This window comes from Pantoea sp. LS15, from assembly GCF_012241585.1.
Taxonomy (GTDB): Bacteria; Pseudomonadota; Gammaproteobacteria; order Enterobacterales; family Enterobacteriaceae; genus Enterobacter.
This window is the reverse complement of the sequence record NZ_JAAVXA010000006.1, coordinates 106,349-125,093: the sequence shown is the minus strand read 5'-3', so window position 1 is coordinate 125,093 and position 18,745 is coordinate 106,349. Positions and strand designations below refer to the sequence as shown.

General features: G+C 56.5%; 21 protein-coding genes. 11 read left to right on the top strand and 10 right to left on the bottom strand.

What is annotated here, in order from left to right; all coding sequences use genetic code 11:
* Window positions 1-38 precede the first annotated feature (38 nt).
* The 9 genes from hycI to hycA all read right to left on the bottom strand — a co-directional run bounded on the left by hycI (window position 39) and on the right by hycA (window position 7,817).
* Window positions 39-494, bottom strand: coding sequence for a hydrogenase maturation peptidase HycI (hycI, locus tag HED65_RS11260; protein ID WP_114978645.1), 456 nt, complete (start codon window positions 492-494; stop codon window positions 39-41).
* The gene (locus HED65_RS11255) at window positions 487-897 is read right to left on the bottom strand and encodes a formate hydrogenlyase maturation HycH family protein (protein ID WP_114978644.1); all 411 of its coding nucleotides are present in this window, start codon (window positions 895-897) and stop codon (window positions 487-489) included. The genes hycI and HED65_RS11255 overlap by 8 nt, the downstream gene beginning before the upstream one ends.
* Window positions 894-1,661, bottom strand: coding sequence for an NADH-quinone oxidoreductase subunit B family protein (locus HED65_RS11250; RefSeq protein ID WP_114978643.1), 768 nt, complete (start codon window positions 1,659-1,661; stop codon window positions 894-896). Before HED65_RS11250 ends, HED65_RS11255 begins: the two co-directional genes overlap by 4 nt.
* Complete coding sequence (locus HED65_RS11245; RefSeq protein ID WP_049006115.1) at window positions 1,661-2,203, bottom strand: formate hydrogenlyase complex iron-sulfur subunit; 543 nt, start codon at window positions 2,201-2,203, stop codon at window positions 1,661-1,663. Before HED65_RS11245 ends, HED65_RS11250 begins: the two co-directional genes overlap by 1 nt.
* Before the next feature lie 9 nt (window positions 2,204-2,212).
* Window positions 2,213-3,922: a formate hydrogenlyase subunit HycE gene (gene hycE / locus HED65_RS11240; RefSeq protein ID WP_028016834.1), complete on the bottom strand. Its 1,710-nt coding sequence runs from the start codon at window positions 3,920-3,922 to the stop codon at window positions 2,213-2,215.
* A 15-nt stretch (window positions 3,923-3,937) separates the two neighbouring features.
* A complete protein-coding gene (locus tag HED65_RS11235) occupies window positions 3,938-4,861 on the bottom strand; it encodes a respiratory chain complex I subunit 1 family protein (protein WP_114978642.1) in 924 nt (307 codons plus the stop codon).
* A gap of 1 nt (window position 4,862) precedes the next feature.
* Window positions 4,863-6,677 carry a formate hydrogenlyase subunit 3 gene (hycC, locus tag HED65_RS11230; RefSeq protein WP_114978641.1) on the bottom strand — a complete coding sequence of 605 codons (1,815 nt, stop codon included), beginning with the start codon at window positions 6,675-6,677 and terminating at the stop codon, window positions 4,863-4,865.
* Entirely contained in the window at window positions 6,674-7,282 is a 609-nt protein-coding gene (locus HED65_RS11225) for a 4Fe-4S dicluster domain-containing protein (RefSeq protein ID WP_114978640.1), read from the bottom strand. The genes hycC and HED65_RS11225 overlap by 4 nt, the downstream gene beginning before the upstream one ends.
* A gap of 70 nt (window positions 7,283-7,352) precedes the next feature.
* Window positions 7,353-7,817 carry a formate hydrogenlyase regulator HycA gene (gene hycA / locus HED65_RS11220; protein ID WP_114978639.1) on the bottom strand — a complete coding sequence of 155 codons (465 nt, stop codon included), beginning with the start codon at window positions 7,815-7,817 and terminating at the stop codon, window positions 7,353-7,355.
* Window positions 7,818-8,027: 210 nt separating this feature from the next.
* Here hycA and hypA point away from each other — a divergent pair, with 210 nt between their 5' ends.
* The 10 genes from hypA (at window position 8,028) to HED65_RS11170 (ending at window position 17,963) form a co-directional block, all read left to right on the top strand.
* The gene (gene hypA, locus HED65_RS11215; RefSeq protein ID WP_114978638.1) at window positions 8,028-8,378 is read left to right on the top strand and encodes a hydrogenase maturation nickel metallochaperone HypA; all 351 of its coding nucleotides are present in this window, start codon (window positions 8,028-8,030) and stop codon (window positions 8,376-8,378) included.
* 3 nt (window positions 8,379-8,381) lie between these two features.
* Entirely contained in the window at window positions 8,382-9,245 is an 864-nt protein-coding gene (gene hypB / locus HED65_RS11210; protein ID WP_114978637.1) for a hydrogenase nickel incorporation protein HypB, read from the top strand.
* Window positions 9,236-9,508: a HypC/HybG/HupF family hydrogenase formation chaperone gene (locus tag HED65_RS11205; protein WP_028016841.1), complete on the top strand. Its 273-nt coding sequence runs from the start codon at window positions 9,236-9,238 to the stop codon at window positions 9,506-9,508. Before hypB ends, HED65_RS11205 begins: the two co-directional genes overlap by 10 nt.
* A 3-nt stretch (window positions 9,509-9,511) precedes the next feature.
* The gene (hypD, locus tag HED65_RS11200; RefSeq protein WP_114978636.1) at window positions 9,512-10,633 is read left to right on the top strand and encodes a hydrogenase formation protein HypD; all 1,122 of its coding nucleotides are present in this window, start codon (window positions 9,512-9,514) and stop codon (window positions 10,631-10,633) included.
* Entirely contained in the window at window positions 10,630-11,640 is a 1,011-nt protein-coding gene (gene hypE / locus HED65_RS11195) for a hydrogenase expression/formation protein HypE (RefSeq protein ID WP_114978635.1), read from the top strand. Before hypD ends, hypE begins: the two co-directional genes overlap by 4 nt.
* A 62-nt stretch (window positions 11,641-11,702) precedes the next feature.
* Window positions 11,703-13,775 carry a formate hydrogenlyase transcriptional activator FlhA gene (gene flhA / locus HED65_RS11190; protein ID WP_114978634.1) on the top strand — a complete coding sequence of 691 codons (2,073 nt, stop codon included), beginning with the start codon at window positions 11,703-11,705 and terminating at the stop codon, window positions 13,773-13,775.
* Between the two features lie 154 nt (window positions 13,776-13,929).
* Window positions 13,930-14,928 carry a siderophore ABC transporter substrate-binding protein EitA gene (gene eitA / locus HED65_RS11185; RefSeq protein WP_114978633.1) on the top strand — a complete coding sequence of 333 codons (999 nt, stop codon included), beginning with the start codon at window positions 13,930-13,932 and terminating at the stop codon, window positions 14,926-14,928.
* Window positions 14,928-15,965 carry a FecCD family ABC transporter permease gene (locus HED65_RS11180; RefSeq protein ID WP_114978632.1) on the top strand — a complete coding sequence of 346 codons (1,038 nt, stop codon included), beginning with the start codon at window positions 14,928-14,930 and terminating at the stop codon, window positions 15,963-15,965. Before eitA ends, HED65_RS11180 begins: the two co-directional genes overlap by 1 nt.
* Entirely contained in the window at window positions 15,965-16,726 is a 762-nt protein-coding gene (gene eitC, locus HED65_RS11175) for a siderophore ABC transporter ATP-binding protein EitC (protein ID WP_114978631.1), read from the top strand. The genes HED65_RS11180 and eitC overlap by 1 nt, the downstream gene beginning before the upstream one ends.
* A 16-nt stretch (window positions 16,727-16,742) precedes the next feature.
* Entirely contained in the window at window positions 16,743-17,963 is a 1,221-nt protein-coding gene (locus HED65_RS11170) for an MDR family MFS transporter (protein ID WP_114978630.1), read from the top strand.
* A gap of 5 nt (window positions 17,964-17,968) precedes the next feature.
* Here the strand turns inward: HED65_RS11170 and HED65_RS11165 are convergent, their stop codons facing one another.
* The gene (locus tag HED65_RS11165) at window positions 17,969-18,313 is read right to left on the bottom strand and encodes a nitrous oxide-stimulated promoter family protein (protein ID WP_114978629.1); all 345 of its coding nucleotides are present in this window, start codon (window positions 18,311-18,313) and stop codon (window positions 17,969-17,971) included.
* 175 nt (window positions 18,314-18,488) lie between these two features.
* Here HED65_RS11165 and HED65_RS11160 point away from each other — a divergent pair, with 175 nt between their 5' ends.
* Complete coding sequence (locus HED65_RS11160; RefSeq protein WP_114978628.1) at window positions 18,489-18,719, top strand: SymE family type I addiction module toxin; 231 nt, start codon at window positions 18,489-18,491, stop codon at window positions 18,717-18,719.
* The last annotated feature ends 26 nt before the right edge of the window (window positions 18,720-18,745 follow it).

The window sequence follows — 18,745 nt, the reverse complement described above, 5'->3', positions numbered from 1 at the left end:
AGCGTAGGCCCGGTAAGCGTAGCGCCACCGGGCGCTGTTCAGAGCCGGGAAAATCCCCCGTCCCCACCCCATCCGGCAAGCCGTGAATACACCACTTCCACCGCCGCTTTCACCGGTGGTGTCATCGGGTAATAAAACCCCACGATATCCGGCTGAATCCCCAAAAACAGCACCTCGCCCACGTCGTCTTTAATCTGATCGACCAGGTAGTTCAGCGGCATATTGTGTGTCGTCATCATAAACATCTCGGCGATATCGTCGGGGTCGATAAGGCGGATCTCACCGGGGTTGAGTCCCATATCGGTGGCATCAACGATCAGCAGCCTGTCCGGGTGCAGCTCACGAATAGCCACCACGTCGTTTTCCGGCGCGCTACCACCGTCAATGACCACCCAGTTGCCCTGAGAATTTGCCGCACACATTTCTGCCAACAATGGGCCTGCGCCGTCATCGCCCATCATGCTGTTGCCAACACACAGTAAAACGTCAGTCACGTAATCTCCTCACCATCAGGTAGATGGCGCTCTCCTGATGAATATCATGCAGCATGCTGAGTAGCGTTTTGCTCCACGCCTGCTGTTCAGGGGTTTGCCTGTTCAGCGCCGCGTCAAAGGCATTGGCGAGCATCGTAATGTGGTTGGCGTCGATGACGATCTCGCCATACTTCGGTACGCCTTCCATTTTACGCCGCGCCGTACTGCCCTCCTGCAGCGTGGCGATCCACGCCAGGTACTCCGGCCACGGGCAGCTTAACGCCGTTTCCAGGCAGTCAATCACCCCGAGGTGATGCCCAATCGCCAGGCTGTAATAGACCACCTGCTGCGCCGCATCCGGCGTGGCATCGTTCTCATCAATAAACTTACGGCTCAGCTGACTGAACACCACCGTTTCACTCATCGGATACGCGCCTCTTCCACGATGTTGTTCAGGTTTGCCACAATCTCATTCAAACGCGGATCGTTCTCCGCCTCCAGCCAGCGTGCCACCTGATGCTCACCCTGACTCAGCAGACGCAGGTAATCGTCGGCAATCTGGCGACCATAACGATAGCCCGCCAGTTTGCGTGCCGTGCGGTCGACCTTCACCCGCAGTGGCTGCAACATGTCCGGGTGCAGGATGGTTGCAGGCTGGTTATCAAGCTCCCCAGGTTCACGAGCATGAATTTTCTGCTCCAGCAGGCCGAGCGCCATGGCAAAACCGTACAGCGTTGCGGCCGGTGTCGGTGGGCAGCCCGGAATGTAAACATCCACCGGTACGATTTTGTCAGTGCCACCCCAGACGCAATACAGATCATGGAAAATACCACCGCTGTTGCCACAGGCTCCGTACGAGATACAGATTTTCGGGTCAGGCGCAGATTGCCAGGCGCGCAGCGCAGGCGAACGCATGGCGCGGGTGACGGCGCCGGTAAACAGCAAAATGTCGGCATGGCGCGGAGACGGTACAACTTTGATGCCGAAACGCTCGGCGTCAAACAACGGCGACAGGGTGGCGAAGATCTCAATCTCGCAGCCGTTGCAGCCGCCGCAGTCCACGCGGTAGACGTAGGCCGAGCGTTTGATTTTTTTCAGCAGCGACGCCTTCATGCTGGCGATGGATTCGTCCACCGTCATCGGCACCGGAATGCCGTTATCGTCGCGTGGGCCCAGTAGGTTATCCATCAGCTGGCCTCTCTCATATGGCGGGTAATATCAATGCGGTCGGACGGCAACAGGCATTTCTGGCGCTTACACTCCGGGCAGGTTTCAAAGCTTTCACGATGATGTTCAGCACGAGCGTCTCCGTTGTGCTGCAACAGCGCGATGGCATAGTCGATCTCTTTTTGCACGGCGAATGGACGCTTGCAGACGCGACAGTTACACAGTTCAAAGCGCGACTGCTGCAGGAAGTCTTCTTTCTTCCATACCGCCAGCTCATATTCCTGTGACAAGCGGATTGCGACCGTCGGGCAGACCTCTTCGCAGCGGCCACAGAAGATGCAGCGCCCGAGGTTAAACTGCCAGGCCAGTTCACCGGTTTTGAGGTCCGTTTCCACCGTCAGGGCATTCGACGGACAGGCGTTTACACAGGCCGCGCAGCCGATGCACTGCTGCGGATTGTGCTCCGGCTTACCGCGAAAGTTTTTATTCACCGGCATCGGTTCCAGCGGATAACTGCTGGTTACCGCACCGGTTTTGATGACTTTTTTAATAAAGGTAAACATGACGAGTCCTTATTTCAGCGGCGAGTTCTTACGCTCAATGCTGTAGCGCTCAAGCTCTTTATATGGCACCACCTGGCTTTTCTTCTTGCGCACATCCACCACCGTCATGCGGTCGGTACAGGAGTAGCACGGATCAAGGCTGCCGATGATCAGCGGCGCGTCGGAAACCGTGTTTCCACGCAGCATATAGCGCAGGGTTGGCCAGTTGGCGTAGGTTGCCGCACGGCAGCGCCAGCGGTAGAGCTTCTGGTTGTCGCCGGTCATGCTCCAGTGGATGTCATCTCCACGTGGCGCTTCGGCGAAGCCCAGCGCGAAGCGGTTTGGAATGTAGGTGAAACCTTCAACCATCAGCGGGCCGCCCGGCAGGTTATCCAGACCGAAGTCGATCATGTTCAGGGCGGTGAACACCTCGTTGATGCGCACTTTGAGGCGAGAGATAACGTCGCAGCCCTGCTCGCTGTGCACGGTCATCGGCAACAGGCCATAACCAACGAACGGGTGATCGGCACGGGTGTCACGGGCGTGGCCACTGGCGCGCACCATCGGGCCCACGTTGCTGAAATCGCGGGCAATTTCCGGGTCAAGACGACCAATCCCGACGGTACGCTGCTCGATGTTTGGCGTGCTGAGCAGCATATCCACCAGCTCCTGCACATCGCGACGCATCTGCTGCGCCAGTTGTCGGGTCTGGATCATGTCGTCTTTCAGCAGGTCACGGCGGATCCCTCCGATCAGGTTCAGACCGTAGGTTTTACGTGCGCCGGTGAGGATCTCCGCCATCTTCATCGACGCTTCACGCACGCGGAAGAACTGCATAAACCCGGAGTCGAAACCGACGAAGTGGCAGGCCAGGCCGAGGTTCAGAAGATGTGAGTGCAGGCGTTCCACTTCCAGCAGAATGGCGCGGATCATCTGCGCGCGTTCCGGCACCACGATCCCCATGCCATTCTCCACCGAGGTGGTGTAGGCGGTGCTGTGGGCGAAGCCGCAAATGCCGCACACGCGGTCTGAAAGGAACGTGACTTCGTTGTAACCCATGCGGGTTTCCGCCAGCTTTTCCATCCCGCGATGGACGTAAAACAGGCGGTAGTCGGCATCGATAATGTTCTCGCCATCAACGAACAGGCGGAAATGGCCCGGTTCATCAGAAGTGACATGCAGTGGGCCGATCGGCACCACGTTGTTCTTTTTACTGCCGAGCTCGTTGATGAACTCGTAGGTTTCGCTGTCGGTGGTCGGTGCCGGGCGCTGGCGGTAGTCCATGCTGTCTTTACGCAGCGGATAGAGTTCGTCCGGCCAGTCGTCCGGCAGCACCAGGCGACGTTCATCCGGCAGGCCGACCGGCACCAGGCCGTACATGTCGCGCACTTCGCGCTCACCCCAGACGGCGGCGGGCACGCGTGGTGTGACGGACGGATACTCCGGTTTGTTTGGGTCAACTTCGACGCGCACAGTGAGCCAGCACTTCTCGAACTGCTCCATCGACATCACGTAATACACCGCGTAATTGCCGCACAGCTGGCGTTCGTCGTTGCCGAACAGCACAGAGAGCCAGCCGCCCTGCTGGTAATAGAGAAACTCCACCACTTCCGGCAAATAGTTCACCTTCACGGTGACGGTTATCTGGTCTTTGGTTTGCCAGGACTCCTCCAGCACGACGCCAGGGAAAGCCTGATGCAACGCGGCGAGATACTGCTGACCTTTCTTTTCTTCAGACATAAAAACTCTCTTTAATCACGCCACCAGCAAGGAGACGAACGCTAAAAATGCGAAACCAAAACCGGCCCAGGTGATGCGCGATGTCGCGACAAAACGCAGACGCGCCATGCTGTTTTCAAACAGGGCAATCACAAGTACACCGACAAGCAGTTTGAGCGCCGCAACGACCACGGCCAGCATCAGGCCACTCACCGAGAAATGCGTCATCTGTCCCCACGGGAAGAAGACACCGACAAACATCTGCAGTACCACCAGTTGTTTGAGGCTGATGCCCCACTTCAGCACCGCAAAGCCATAGCCGCTGTACTCCGTCAGCGGCCCTTCCTGCAGCTCCTGCTCCGCTTCCGCGAGGTCGAACGGCAGTTTGCCCATCTCAATAAAGGTGGCAAACGCGCAGGCACACAGCGCCAGAACCAGCGGAATGGAACGGGCCACCGGCCAGTGATAAACGGTGTTAGTGATAAAACTGATATGGGTTGAGCCTGCAACCTGCGCCGCCACCCAGAGTCCCAGCAGCAGGATCGGCTCGACGAGCACGCCGAGCATCGCCTCACGGCTTGCGCCAAGACCGGTAAACGGACTCCCCGTGTCCAGGCCTGCTATCGCAAAGAAGAAACGGGCGATGGCGAAGAGATAGATAAGCGTGATCAAATCACCCAGTACCGGCAACGGTGAACCCACCGTCACCACCGGCAGCGCGGTGGCGATGGTAAGCATCACGCCCACCATCACAAACGGTGTCAGGCGGAAAACCCAGCCTGCAGCATCCGGGGCCACGCTCTGGCGAGTGAGCAATTTGAAGAGATCGCGGTACTCCTGCAGCACGCCAGGCCCGCGACGGTTATGCATCCGGGCGCGCGCCACGCGGCTCACCCCGGAAAGCAGCGGCGCAACGGCGAATAACACCAGCGCCTGAAGTAGTGCCAGTAACAAACTCATGTCAGGCTCCTCGTGAAATCACAATCACTACCAGCACCGCCAGCTCAATAACGGCCAGACGGCGGAACAGCGCAGGTACGGCAGCACTCTGCCAGCCAGGGATCCAGGCCACCGGGTTCAGCCAGTGGCGCAGCTTCAGCACGGCGGCAAAGTTCTCTTTCACCGGCATGGCAAAGCCGTGGGCGGTGATCACCATTGATTGCTCATGTTCATAACCGCATGCCCACGCCGCACCGCGCGAACGGGACGCGAGTCGGTCGCGTTTGAAGAACAGCATCAGAATGAATGGCAGCAGCGGTGCGGCAATCAGCAGCAGCGCAATCATCGGCTGAGACACGGTGGTGTGCGCCGTGGTGAGCGGCAGCGGTATCGCGCTACCCAGCAACGGCAGCAGCCACGGTGCAGCCACACCGCCGATAACGCAGCACAGTGCCAGCGCGACAACGCTCGCGCCCATCAACACCGGTGCGCAGCAGGCGTTTTCCGCTTCACGCGTGCGCGGTGCGCCGAGGAAGGTGACGCCGTAAACTTTCGCCATACACATCACCGCCAGCGCCCCGGTCATCGCCAGACCAACCGCCAGCAGCGGACCTAATAACCGGGCGATGAACACATCGCTCTGACCGAGCGCGAAGAAGGACTGATAAATCACCCACTCCCCGGCAAAGCCGTTCAGCGGCGGCAGTGCCGCCATCGCCATCAGCCCCACCAGCATGCACAAAGAGATAACGGGCATTTTTTTGCCAATGCCGCCAAGCTTTTCGATATCGCGATGGCCAGTGCGGAACCAGACGCTCCCCGCGCCCAGGAACAGCGTGCTTTTAAACAGGCTATGGTTAATCAGGTGATAGAGACCGCCGATAAAACCGGCCGCAATCAGCGCCGGTTGATTGAGTGCTAACCCGGTCACGCCCGCGCCAATACCGAGCAGGATAATGCCGATATTTTCCAGCGTGTGGTACGCCAGAAGACGCTGGATATTATGCTCCATCAGGGCGTACAGACCGCCAACGAACGCGGTGATCATCCCAGCGACCAACAGCACGACACCCCACCACAGCGGCGGTTGTCCGCTGGTCAGCGTAATCGCCAGAATGCCGAACAGCCCCACTTTCATCACCACCACAGAAAACAGTGCGGCAGCGGGTGCAGAGGCATTCGCATGCGCCTGTGGCACCCAGCTGTGCAGCGGGATGATCCCGGCGAGCAAACCGAAACCGAGCACACCCAGCAGCCAGACGTCATTCCCCAACTGATGACCGTTGAGTGCGGAGAAGTCCAGCGTGCCGAAGCGCTGCCACACCAGCCAGCAGGCCAGCGCCAGCAGCAGCGTCCCGAGGCGGCCCAGCGCAAACCATAGTTTGCCGGAGATGCTACAGCCCGTCAGGAAGACACCACACAGCGCCATGATCTCCGCCATCACCACCAGAGCCCCAAGGTTACTGGCGATAACGGTACAGACCGCCGTTGCCAGCAGCAGGTTGACCAGCAGGCCGTTGGCTTTAGTATTCTGATGGCGGTGCCAGTCGATATTGAACAGACTGATAAACAGACCGCACAGGCCAAACGTCACCAGCCAGATGGCATTTAGCGGCGTAATCTCCACGGTGTGGCGAATCAGCGGCATCACGGCCTCTACGGATTGGCCGCCGAGCAGGACGACACCACCTGCCGCCAGCGTCATCAGGCTACCGACCGCCCCGCCGATCCCGGCGATCCAGCCGCTCAGGGTTTTATGCAAAGAGAAGATCAGCGCCAGTACTGCGGCGGCGGTAAAGTACGCCACGGCGCTGTTGATCATGGTTATGGCGTTCATTTCGCCTCCTCATTAAGCGCCTGCAGAAGCGAAAGATCGCCAAAATCGCTATTGATGGTCAGCTCGCGTTTACGCTTGCTGGTGCGGGTGATGTCGCGAATATTAACCAGAATCAGCGCCTTGGTCGGGCAGGTGCGTACGCACGCTGGGCCTTGCTCATCGAAGCTGCACAGGTCGCATTTCACCGCTACGGCACGAATGCCGGGGACCCAGTCAAGCAGCGTACTAACCTTCGCGGGGGCCGGGGGCGCAGGAGGCGCTTTCGGCGTATTGGCATTGGCCGGAATATGCAGTGGGCGGCTGCCGGAAAATTCAATCGCGCCGAACGGGCAGGCAATGCCGCACAGCTTGCAGCTCACGCACAGGCTTTCGTTCAACTGGACAGCGCCATCAACGCGAGTGATGGCATTCACAGGGCAAACACCCGCGCAAGGGGCATCTTCACAGTGATGACAGAGCTGCGGGGCAGACTCTTTTTCATTACGCATGATGTGCAGGCGCGGCATGGACTGTAACCCATGCAAGCGATGCGTTTCCGAACACGCCGCCTCACAGGTTCGACAGCCAATACAGACCGTCGAGTCAGCAATTACAAAACGGTTCACCGGGTTATCCTCTGGTGATAGTCATTTTTGACGAAAAACTGTCTTGTCGACACTTCTCGACACGTAAGAGTCAGGCCACATTCGCTGAGGCATGTGCATCCGTTAACTGCGCCAGATTGACCGGGAGATCGTGTTCAACGGCGGCGTATAAACCGTCATAAACTGGCGCGATTTTTTCCAGATAATGCTCCAGCACCTGCTGGCGATCACGGTTACTGACGTGACCATCCACCATGCCGTCTGCCATCAACTGTGCCTTCGCAATACACTGTTTTTCACCGTCTTTTGTCTCGAGGTAGTACTCGATGGTGTGGCTGTTGAAGTTATCCGCCAGGGTAACGTTGATGGTGAAATGGCCGAAGAGGACAAAGCGCATATCACCTTGTGCTGCACAACTCATTGCGTGGTGAAGACGTGCTTTCGACAGGGTGATGCCCTGTACCAGAGAGTTGCAGTACAGGTGCCACTGGTCCTGTAATTGCTGATGGCGCTGCGCGATGTAATCCGCTTTTTCGCTGATTTCCCAAATAGTCATAAAAGGTATCCGGTTAATGGAGATAGCGGCTGTTAAGCAGATTCCATGCCAGTTTTTATTTTATTGATTTTAAACAAATTAAAATAAGAGACACCTGTCAACTCCGTGGTGTCGACGTGTCATTTCGACAGCGTTGACATCGTCATCCCTTAACAAAAATCAAGCTGGCATTGTTATTGCATTACCGGGGCAATTCATTGAGGAGGCGTCATGCACGAAATCACCCTCTGCCAGCGGGCTCTGGAGCTTATCGAACAGCAGGCAGTGCAAAACCACGCGAAACGCGTCACCGGTGTCTGGCTGAAAGTCGGGGCATTTTCCTGTGTCGAGACCAGTGCTCTGAATTTCTGTTTTGAGCTGGTTTGTCGCGGCACGCTGGCGGAAGGCTGCGAACTCCATATTGAAGAGCAGCAGGCAGAGTGCTGGTGTGAACAATGTCAGCAGTACATCACCCTGCTCTCATCGAAGGTTCAGCGCTGTCCGCAATGCCAGAGTGCCGGGCTGCGCATCGTGGCGGATGACGGCATGCAGATCCAACGACTCGAAATCGAGAAGGAGTAAATTATGTGTAGCACCTGCGGTTGCGGCGAAGGCAACCTGTATATAGAAGGGGATGAACACCGTCCTCACTCCGCGTTTCGCTCCGCGCCCTTTTCACCCGCCCCGCGCCCTGCATCGGCATTAACCGGTATCACTTTCGCTCCTCAACAATCTGACGCGGGTGACCTGCATTACGGTCACGGCGAAGCAGGGACACATGCGCCGGGCATCAGCCAGCGCCAGATGCTGGAAGTCGAAATCAACGTGCTGGACAAAAATAACCAGATCGCCGCCCGCAACCGTGCCCGTTTTGCTACCCGCAAACAGCTGGTGCTGAATCTGGTCTCCAGCCCCGGTTCCGGCAAAACCACGCTGTTGACAGAGACCCTCAAACGCCTGAATGCGCGCGTCTCCTGCGCGGTGATCGAAGGCGATCAGCAGACCGTTAACGACGCCGCCCGTATTCGCGAAACCGGCACGCCTGCCATTCAGGTCAATACAGGCAAAGGCTGCCACCTGGATGCGCAGATGATTGCCGACGCCACTCCGCGTCTGCCACTGGCAGATAACGGCATCCTGTTTATTGAAAACGTCGGCAACCTGGTTTGCCCGGCGAGCTTTGACCTCGGTGAACGGCATAAAGTGGCCGTGCTTTCGGTGACCGAAGGCGAAGACAAGCCGCTGAAATACCCGCATATGTTTGCCGCCGCGTCCATCATGTTGCTGAATAAGGTCGACCTGCTGCCATACCTGAATTTTGACGTGGATAAGTGCCTGGCGTATGCCCGTGAAGTCAACCCGGACATTAGCATCCTGCTGGTGTCTGCCACGCGCGGCGACGGTATGGAAAACTGGTTGAACTGGCTGGAGAGCGAACGATGTGCATAGGCGTACCGGGACAAATTCACGCCATTGACGGGAATCAGGCCAGAGTGGATGTGTGTGGATTATTGCGCGATGTAGACCTGACGCTGGTCGGCAGTGTTGATGAAACTGGTGCTTCACGCCTCGGCCAGTGGGTGCTGGTGCACGTGGGCTTTGCCATGAGTGTGATTAACGAAGCGGAAGCGCGCGACACGCTCGATGCGCTGCAAAATATGTTCGACGTGGAGCCTGACGTGGGCGCTCTGCTGTACGGCGAGGAGCGATAACAGATGCGTTACGTTGATGAATACCGCGCGCCAGAACAAGTGATGCAGCTTATCGCACACCTGAAAATGCGAGCGGTGCTACTGAACTACAGCGCAGCAAAACCACTGCGAATTATGGAAGTGTGCGGTGGTCATACCCATGCCATCTTCAAATTTGGTCTCGACCAGCTTCTGCCAGAGAACATCGAGTTTATTCACGGCCCTGGCTGTCCGGTGTGTGTTCTGCCGATGGGACGTATCGACAGCTGTATCGAAATCGCCAGCCAGCCCGACGTCATTTTTTGCACCTTTGGCGACGCGATGCGTGTGCCAGGGAAAAATGGCTCACTATTGCAGGCTAAAGCGCGTGGAGCGGACATCCGGATCGTCTACTCGCCGATGGATGCCCTGACGCTGGCAGCGGATAACCCCACCCGTAAAATCGTGTTTTTCGGTCTGGGTTTTGAAACCACCATGCCGGCCACGGCAATCACGCTACAGCAGGCCAGAGCCCGCAACATCAAGAACTTTTTCTTTTTCTGCCAGCATATTACGCTCATCCCCACGCTGCGTAGCCTGCTGGAAGAACCGGGTAACGGCATTGACGCTTTCCTGGCACCAGGCCATGTCAGCATGGTCATCGGTACAGACGCCTACGGTTTTATCGCTGAACAATACAATCGTCCATTAGTGGTGGCTGGTTTCGAACCTCTTGATCTACTGCAAGGCGTGACCATGCTGGTTGAGCAGAAAATAGCAGCCCTGAGTACGGTGGAAAATCAGTACCGCCGCGTCGTGCCTGACGCAGGCAATACACGCGCTCAGCAAGCCATTGCGGAGGTGTTTAGCGTCGAAGGCGACAGTGAATGGCGCGGCCTGGGACTGATTGCCGAATCCGGCGTGCGTCTGACGCCTGCGTATCAATCATTCGATGCTGAAGCGCATTTCCATCCGCAACCACAACAGGTTTGCGACGATCCCCGGTCTCGCTGCGGCGAGGTCCTCACGGGCAAATGCAAACCTCATCAATGCCCGTTATTTGGCAACACCTGTAACCCGCAAACGGCGTTTGGCGCGCTGATGGTCTCCTCAGAAGGAGCCTGTGCCGCGTGGTATCAGTATCGCAATCAGGAGTGTGAAGCATGAGCACGGTGGAAATGGCGCATGGCAGCGGTGGGCAGGCAATGCAGCAGCTGATTAGCCGGCTGTTTATGGAGGCGTTTAACAACCCCTGGCTCGCTGAGCAGGAAGATCAGGCGCGCATTGACCTGGCAACCCTCACCGCGCAAGGCGACAGACTGGCGTTCTCCACCGACAGCTATGTGATTGACCCGTTGTTCTTCCCGGGGGGCGATATCGGTAAGCTCGCCATCTGCGGCACGGCAAACGACGTCGCTGTCAGCGGTGCCGTTCCACGCTATCTCTCCTGCGGATTTATCCTTGAAGAAGGTTTAGCGCTGGAGACGCTTACAACAGTGGTTAACAGTATGGCGCAGACCGCACGCGAGGCAGGGATTGCCATCGTCACAGGTGATACCAAAGTGGTGCAGCGCGGCGCAGCCGACAAGCTGTTCATCAACACCGCCGGCATGGGGGCTATCCCTGCCGATATTCACTGGGGGGCACAACAGCTTAATGTCGGCGACGTGCTTCTCGTGACAGGAACGCTGGGCTGTCATGGAGCGACTATCCTTAACCTGCGCGAAGGTTTAGGGCTGGATGGTGAACTGCGCAGCGACTGCGCGGTGCTCACCCCGCTTATTCAGACACTGCGTACCATTCCAGGCGTAAAAGCCCTTCGAGACGCCACCCGTGGCGGCGTGAATGCCGTGGTACATGAGTTCGCGGCAAGCTGCGGGTGGGGTATTGAACTTAGCGAGCGTAGTCTGCCCATTAAGCCTGCCGTTCGCGGCTTGTGCGAATTATTGGGTCTTGATCCACTCAATTTTGCCAACGAAGGCAAGCTGGTGATCGGCGTTGAACGCCACGTCGCTGACGTGGTACTGGACATGCTGCGTGCGCATCCTTTAGGGAAAGAGGCCGCCATTATTGGTGAAGTGGTTGAGCGCAAAGGGGTGCGCCTGACCGGGATTTTCGGCGTGAAACGTACGCTGGATCTACCGCACGCTGAACCCTTACCCCGTATTTGCTAGGCCGCGCCAAAAGCGGTCAGCGCTGAAATTCTTTTATTTGCCAGTTTCTATTGGAAAGCAATATGCCGTATACACCGATGAGCGATCTTGGACAGCAGGGCCTGTTTGATATCACGCGCACACTTTTACAGCAGCCCGATCTCGGTGCGCTGAGCGATGCCCTGACGCGCATGGTCAGGCAATCTGCACTGGCAGACAGCGCCGCCATTGTGCTCTGGCATAGCGGAACACATCGCGCGAGCTACTACTCCACGCGTGGTAATGACAAAACGTTTGAATACGAAGATGAAACCTATCTCGCTCATGGCCCGGTGCGCCGTATTCTCTCCCGGCCTGAAATCCTGCACTGTAATTTTGAGGAGTTCCGGCAGGCCTGGCCGAGGCTGGCGGAAAGTTCTCTCTATCACTCTTTCGGTCATTACTGCATGTTGCCGCTGGCCGCGGAAGGGCATATTTTTGGTGGCTGCGAGTTTATCCGCACAACCGACCAGCCCTGGAGCGAGGCGGAATACGAGCGTCTGCACACCTTTACCCAGATTGTGGCCGTCGTCGCGGAGCAGATCCAAAGCCGTGTCACCAATAACGTCGATTACGACCTGCTGAGCCGCGAGCGCGACAACTTCCGCATTCTGGTCGCTATTACCAACGCCGTGCTTTCCCGGCTTGATATGGATGAACTGGTCAGCGAAGTCTCGAAAGAGATCCACCACTATTTCAAAATTGATGCCATCAGCATTGCGCTGCGGGGGCATCGTAAGGGCAAGCTGAATATCTACTCCACACATTACCTCGATGAAGCCAACCCGGCACACGAGCAAAGCGAAGTGGATGAAGCGGGTACGCTGTCTGAGCGGGTCTTCAAAAGCAAAGAGATCCTGCTGCTTAACCTTGACGAGCAGGATCCGGTAGCACCCTATGAGCGGATGCTGTTTAACACCTGGGGCAACAAAATTCAGACCCTGTGCCTGCTGCCGCTGATGTCTGGCAATACCATGCTCGGCGTGCTAAAGCTGGCGCAATGTGAGGAAGGAGTGTTTACCACTGCCAACCTGAAGTTGCTGCGCCAGATCGCCGAGCGAATCTCCATCGCGCTGGATAACGCCCTGGCCTATCAGGAGATCCACCGTCTGAAAGAGCGGCTGGTGGATGAAAACCTGGCTCTGACCGAACAGCTCAACAACGTGGACAGCGAGTTTGGTGAAATCATCGGGCGCAGCGACGCGATGTACAGCGTGCTCAAGCAGGTGGAGATGGTGGCTCAAAGTGACAGTACAGTTCTGATCCTGGGCGAAACTGGCACGGGTAAAGAGTTGATTGCCCGCGCCATCCACAACCTGAGCAACCGCAATGGTCGCCGGATGGTGAAAATGAACTGCGCGGCTATGCCTGCCGGTCTGCTGGAAAGCGATCTGTTCGGCCACGAACGCGGGGCGTTTACCGGTGCCAGTAGCCAGCGCCTGGGTCGTTTTGAGCTGGCGGACAAAAGCTCGCTGTTCCTCGACGAAGTCGGCGATATGCCGCTGGAACTGCAGCCTAAACTACTGCGGGTATTACAGGAGCAAGAGTTTGAGCGTCTTGGCAGCAATAAGCTGATCCAGACTGATGTACGGCTCATTGCCGCCACCAACCGCGACCTGAAAAAAATGGTCGCTGACCGCGAGTTTCGCAGCGATCTCTACTATCGCCTGAACGTCTTCCCGATCTTTCTGCCGCCCCTGCGCGAGCGCCCGGAAGATATCCCCCTGCTGGTCAAAGCCTTTACTGCCAAGATTGCGCGCCGGATGGGGCGCAACATCGACAGTATTCCTGCCGAAACGTTACGCACACTCTCTTCTATGGAGTGGCCTGGCAACGTACGTGAGCTGGAAAACGTTATTGAACGTGCGGTGTTACTGACGCGAGGTAGCGTGCTGCAACTGTCCCTGCCTGAGGTTACCCTGCCTGACGTGACCGTTCCCGCAGCCGAGATAGCGAAAGAGGGAGAAGATGAATTCCAGCTCATTATGCGCGTGCTGAAAGAGACCAACGGTGTGGTAGCCGGGCCAAAAGGTGCGGCCCAGCGTTTAGGGTTAAAACGGACCACCCTGCTGTCGCGTATGAAGCGGCTGGGAATTGATAAAGAGAGTCTGGTTTAAGCCGTTATTCCGGCGGTGTTTTCCTTACACCGCCTTTTATTACCCTGCGCAATTGTCCCTCATTGACACAAAATCGTTTCCTCTGTATAAAATTCCGCCTTAATAATGAGTTTCATTTGCATCAGAAAATAATATTAATGATGGGTAGCATTTCATGAAAAAGATCTTCTGCGCGTTAGGCCTGACGATTGCGTCGGTCAGTTCTGCTCTGGCAACCACGTATCCCCTGACAATTGAAAACTGTGGCTATAAAGAGACATTCACCAAAGCACCGGAACGCGTCGTGGCCCTGGGTCAGAACACCGTCGAAATTTTGCTTCTGCTGGGTCTGGAAGATAAGGTGAAGGCCAGCGCCTTCTGGCCGACCAAAGTGCTACCGCAGCTGGCGGAACAGAACGCGAAAATCAAAACCCTGACAGTTGAAATCCCTACCCTTGAATCCGTGCTTGCGCAAAATCCTGACTTTGTCCCAGCCCAGACGCCGCTGCTGCTGGGGCCGGAAAGTAAGGTCGCAAAACGCGAAGACCTGATGACCCTCGGCGTGAACAGCTACGTTTCACCGGGCATGTGCGCGACCAAAAAAGCCACCGGCGATATGTATGGCAGCCGTCAGAAGCTGTGGGATATGACGTATCTCTATCAAGAGATTGAGGATTTCGCCAAAATCTTTAACGTTGAAGATCGCGGCCAGGCGGTGATTGCCGATTTCAAAAAACGCGAGGCCGAGCTGCGTAAGGAATTCGGCAAGAATAAAAAAGACCTTTCGTTTGTCTTCTGGTTCTCCAGCTCATCCCCTTCTGCAGATGCTTACGTCGGTGGTAAAAATAGCCCCTCCGGGTTTATCGCCAGCCTGATGGGTGGTCATAACGCTATTACGTCCGAGACCGAATGGCCAACCGTAGGTTGGGAAAGCATTATTGCCGCAAATCCGGATGTCATCGTGGTGTCCAGCCTGGACCGCAACCGCTGGGCGCTGGATAACGCGGAAGAAAAAATCAAATTCCTGAAAAGCGATCCGGCGGTCAGCCAGCTGGATGCGGTGAAAAAAGGTCATATCGTAGTGATGGACGGCCAGGCAATGAACCCAACGATTCGCACGATTTACGGGGCTGAGCAGGTCGGCGAACAACTCAGAAAGCTGGGGCTTAACTGATGACCGTCGCTGTTCTTCAGGCCCGACAGGGCCTGTTTCTGACAATGTCATGTTTGCTCGCGTTTGTGCTGTTATTTCTGGTCATCGCGCTTGGCGTCAGCGTCGGCGAGCTGTCTATCCCACTGCAAAATGTCTTTTATGCTATCAGCAATAAAATGGGGTTCACCGAGGTTCCGCTCAATCGCATCTATGAGAGTGTTATCTGGGACTTTCGCCTGAGCCGCGCGCTGGTGGCTGCCTGCTGTGGCGCCGGGTTAGCCATCTGCGGCGCCGTATTACAAAGCCTGCTGAAGAACGCGCTGGCGGAACCTTACGTACTGGGCGTGTCTGCGGGTGCATCCACCGGGGCGGTTTCCGTCGTGGTATTGGGCATCGGCACCGGTGCGGTGTCGCTCTCTGCAGGGGCGTTTGCCGGAGCGTTCGCCGCCTTTGCCTTCGTCGCCTTCCTGACGAACGGTGCGCGTGGCGGTAATGAACGTACCATTCTGGCAGGCGTAGCCGCCTCTCAGCTGTTCAACGCCATTACCGCCTACACCATCAGCACCTCCGCCAGTGCCCAGCAAGCGCGTGATGTTATGTTCTGGCTGTTGGGCAGTTTCAGCGGTGTCCGCTGGCCTGAATTCCAGCTGGTGCTGGTTGTGGTACTGTTTGGGTTAGCCGTTTGCCTCTACTATTCCCGGGCGCTGGATGCCTTTACTTTCGGTGATGATGCCGCCGCGTCCCTGGGCATTGCCGTCCCCTGGGTGCGCCTGGCACTCTTTACCACTACCGCGCTGATTACTGCCACAATCGTCAGCATGGCGGGCTCCATCGGCTTTGTAGGGCTGGTGGTACCGCATGTGATGCGTTTCCTGTTTGGGCCGCTGCACCGCACATTACTGATTGCCAGCGCGCTGGCAGGGGCGATCCTGATGGTGCTGGCAGATATCGCCTCACGCATGCTGATTGCCCCACAAAGTCTGCCCGTAGGAGTGGTGACCGCGCTGGTGGGTGTACCTTTCTTTGCCGTGATTATCTACCGCTCAAGGAATAAGTGATGAGCATCTGCGCTGAAAATATTACCTGGAAGGTAGGCAAAAAAGTCATCGTTAATGACGTCTCTCTGAAGGTCTCCCGGGGTGAAACCGTCGGGTTGCTTGGACCAAATGGCTGCGGTAAATCCTCGCTTTTGCGTATCCTCGCGGGCCTTCGTCGCCCGGACATCGGCAGCGTAACTCTGGACGGGCAAGATATTTCCCGGATAGCCAAAAAGCAACTCGCCCGCCGGGTCGCCTTCGTTGAGCAACACGGGATGACCGACGCGAATATGCGCGTACGTGACGTGGTAAAACTCGGTCGTATTCCGCACCACTCTCCTTTTTCAAACTGGAGCATGCACGATGACGAGACCGTCACCGCTGCCCTGCAAAGAGTGGACATGCAGGATAAAAGCGACCAGGGCTGGCTGAGCCTGTCTGGCGGTGAACGCCAGCGGGTGCACATTGCCCGCGCGCTGGCCCAGACTCCCACTGAAATCCTGCTGGATGAACCGACCAACCACCTGGACATTCACCATCAGATGCAGTTAATGCATTTGATCAGTGAGCTGCCTGTCACCAGTATTGTCGCTATCCACGATCTCAATCATGCTTCGATGTTCTGTGATTCGCTGATTGTAATGCAGAAAGGGCAAATCGTGACCACGGGAACCCCGCAGGAAATCTTAACCGAAGAGCTGCTCTGGGACGTCTTCCGGGTAAAAACCAAAATTGAGATCTCGCCGTTCCATGGTAAAAAGCACATTCACTTTATCGTTTAGGGGCGAGTGAACAACGATGTCCCTTCGTCCTGCCACCACACTCTGGCCACCCGTTTTACTGGGTAGCCAGTTTGTTTTTAATATTGGTTTTTATGCCGTTGTCCCCTTCCTGGCGATATTCCTGCGCGACGATATGCTGCTCTCCGGCGGGCTTATCGGGCTGATTCTGGGCCTGCGAACCTTTTCACAGCAGGGAATGTTTATCGTCGGTGGTGCTCTCTCGGACCGGTTTGGCGCGAAAATCGTCATCCTGAGCGGGTGCATTATCCGCGTAGCGGGTTATTTGCTGCTGGCCTTCGGTCAATCTCTGTGGCCCATTATTCTCGGCGCATGTCTGACCGGCATCGGCGGAGCATTATTCTCCCCCTCCATTGAGGCTCTGCTGGCGAAAGCGGGTACCCACAGCGAGGCGAAAGGAAAACGTAGCCGGGCGGAATGGTTTGCTCTCTTTGCTGTCTGTGGTGAGCTCGGTGCAGTGCTGGGCCCGGTTGCGGGAGCTCTGCTGACGGGGCTTGGCTTCCGCCAGGTAGCGCTGGCGGGTGCGGGGGTCTTTATCATTGCGCTAGTGGTGCTCTACTTCTGCCTTCCAGCTTCACATCACCGTTCACAGACGCTAAACATACAGCCCTGGTGGGCAACGTTCCGCCAGCCACGCTTTGTCGCCTTTATCATTGCCTACAGCTCGTGGCTGTTAAGCTATAACCAGCTTTATCTGGCGCTGCCGGTGGAGATCCAGCGTTCTGGTGGTAATGAGAAAGATCTCGGCCCACTTTTTATGCTGGCCTCCATTCTGATTATTACCTTACAGCTACCGCTGGCGCGTTTCGCCCGTCGCGTGGGCGCGGTGAGAATTCTGCCGGCGGGATTTGTGCTGCTTTCTGCCGCCTTTGCGAGCGTGGCGATGTTTGCGGCAACAGAACCGCCCGAAGGTTGGCTGCGGCTTCTGCCATCGGTCTCTTTTGTCACGTTGCTGACGCTGGGACAAATGCTGCTGGTGCCATCGGCAAAAGATCTCATTCCGCGGTTCGCCGGAGAATCAACACTGGGGGCACACTACGGTGCTCTCTCCACTGCCGGGGGCGTCGCGGTACTGGTAGGAAATTTATTGTTTGGTAGTCTGCTGGATCGCGCCTTAGTCCCCTCAACCCAGGCGATTTACCCCTGGCTGTTGCTGGCCATCTTCCCGCTCTGTAGCGCATTAGCCCTGCACGTGATTTGCCGCCCGCTGAGAAGCTAAACCGGTCACTTTTTCGGGCGATACTTCTCGGGCAGTTCCGGCACGGGACGACGGTCATCCATCAGATGGCGGATGGTCAGAATGGGGTGACGCCATAACATGCGCGGGCCTGCCCAGCGCATGACCTGCTTCATCTCTTCACGTCTGGCAGGCTGGTAGCAGTGCACCGGACACTGTTTGCAGGCGGGTTTTTCTTCACCAAACACGCACTTATCCAGGCGTTTATCGGCATAAGCCTTAAGCGCCTGATAATACCCCTCTTCCTGAGAAGCCTGTGGGCACTGCTTTTCATACAACGCGATCATTTTCGCGATTGTCTCTTTTTCTCGTGATATGCGTTTACCAGACATAACGACTTACTCAGCAATAAAGTGCATTAATAATACATTTTTAAACGCCAAATTTCAGTTGTTGCATTCCGTTTTCTGAAGCCTGATTCCAGTATTAAGCCTGCACCTCACGAAAATCACTGGTATTTTATACAGGCATCAGAAATGACTATTGTCCGTACTGCCAGGGGGGCCTATGCAAGAGATCGTGATAACCAAACCCTACCGCCATTTGAAAGTGGGGTATTTCAGAAAGCGTCATGAAGACCGTAAGACCAAGATACCAAAGCGTTACAGCGTGCATGCGGCACTGAGCTTAAAAGGTGACTGGCTTGAACAGGCAGGGTTTACCACCAATTCCCAGGTCAGAGTGGGCGTAGAGCATGGAAAAATTGTCATTGAGTTAATGCCGGAAGGCGCCTCGTAAAGCCACGACATTTTTCTGCGCCGTAC

Excerpts from the sequence above, each read along its gene's own strand:
- hypE (WP_114978635.1), top strand. The coding sequence starts at position 10,630 with ATGAGCACGGTGGAAATGGCGCATGGCAGCGGTGGGCAGGCAATGCAG.
- HED65_RS11205 (WP_028016841.1), top strand. The coding sequence starts at position 9,236 with ATGTGCATAGGCGTACCGGGACAAATTCACGCCATTGACGGGAATCAG.
- hypD (WP_114978636.1), top strand. The coding sequence starts at position 9,512 with ATGCGTTACGTTGATGAATACCGCGCGCCAGAACAAGTGATGCAGCTT.
- HED65_RS11250 (WP_114978643.1), bottom strand. The coding sequence starts at position 1,661 with ATGGATAACCTACTGGGCCCACGCGACGATAACGGCATTCCGGTGCCG.
- hycE (WP_028016834.1), bottom strand. The coding sequence starts at position 3,922 with ATGTCTGAAGAAAAGAAAGGTCAGCAGTATCTCGCCGCGTTGCATCAG.
- eitC (WP_114978631.1), top strand. The coding sequence starts at position 15,965 with ATGAGCATCTGCGCTGAAAATATTACCTGGAAGGTAGGCAAAAAAGTC.
- hypA (WP_114978638.1), top strand. The coding sequence starts at position 8,028 with ATGCACGAAATCACCCTCTGCCAGCGGGCTCTGGAGCTTATCGAACAG.
- hycA (WP_114978639.1), bottom strand. The coding sequence starts at position 7,817 with ATGACTATTTGGGAAATCAGCGAAAAAGCGGATTACATCGCGCAGCGC.
- flhA (WP_114978634.1), top strand. The coding sequence starts at position 11,703 with ATGCCGTATACACCGATGAGCGATCTTGGACAGCAGGGCCTGTTTGAT.
- HED65_RS11245 (WP_049006115.1), bottom strand. The coding sequence starts at position 2,203 with ATGTTTACCTTTATTAAAAAAGTCATCAAAACCGGTGCGGTAACCAGC.
- HED65_RS11235 (WP_114978642.1), bottom strand. The coding sequence starts at position 4,861 with ATGAGTTTGTTACTGGCACTACTTCAGGCGCTGGTGTTATTCGCCGTT.
- hypB (WP_114978637.1), top strand. The coding sequence starts at position 8,382 with ATGTGTAGCACCTGCGGTTGCGGCGAAGGCAACCTGTATATAGAAGGG.
- HED65_RS11255 (WP_114978644.1), bottom strand. The coding sequence starts at position 897 with ATGAGTGAAACGGTGGTGTTCAGTCAGCTGAGCCGTAAGTTTATTGAT.
- HED65_RS11165 (WP_114978629.1), bottom strand. The coding sequence starts at position 18,313 with ATGTCTGGTAAACGCATATCACGAGAAAAAGAGACAATCGCGAAAATG.
- hycC (WP_114978641.1), bottom strand. The coding sequence starts at position 6,677 with ATGAACGCCATAACCATGATCAACAGCGCCGTGGCGTACTTTACCGCC.
- HED65_RS11180 (WP_114978632.1), top strand. The coding sequence starts at position 14,928 with ATGACCGTCGCTGTTCTTCAGGCCCGACAGGGCCTGTTTCTGACAATG.
- eitA (WP_114978633.1), top strand. The coding sequence starts at position 13,930 with ATGAAAAAGATCTTCTGCGCGTTAGGCCTGACGATTGCGTCGGTCAGT.
- HED65_RS11170 (WP_114978630.1), top strand. The coding sequence starts at position 16,743 with ATGTCCCTTCGTCCTGCCACCACACTCTGGCCACCCGTTTTACTGGGT.
- HED65_RS11160 (WP_114978628.1), top strand. The coding sequence starts at position 18,489 with ATGCAAGAGATCGTGATAACCAAACCCTACCGCCATTTGAAAGTGGGG.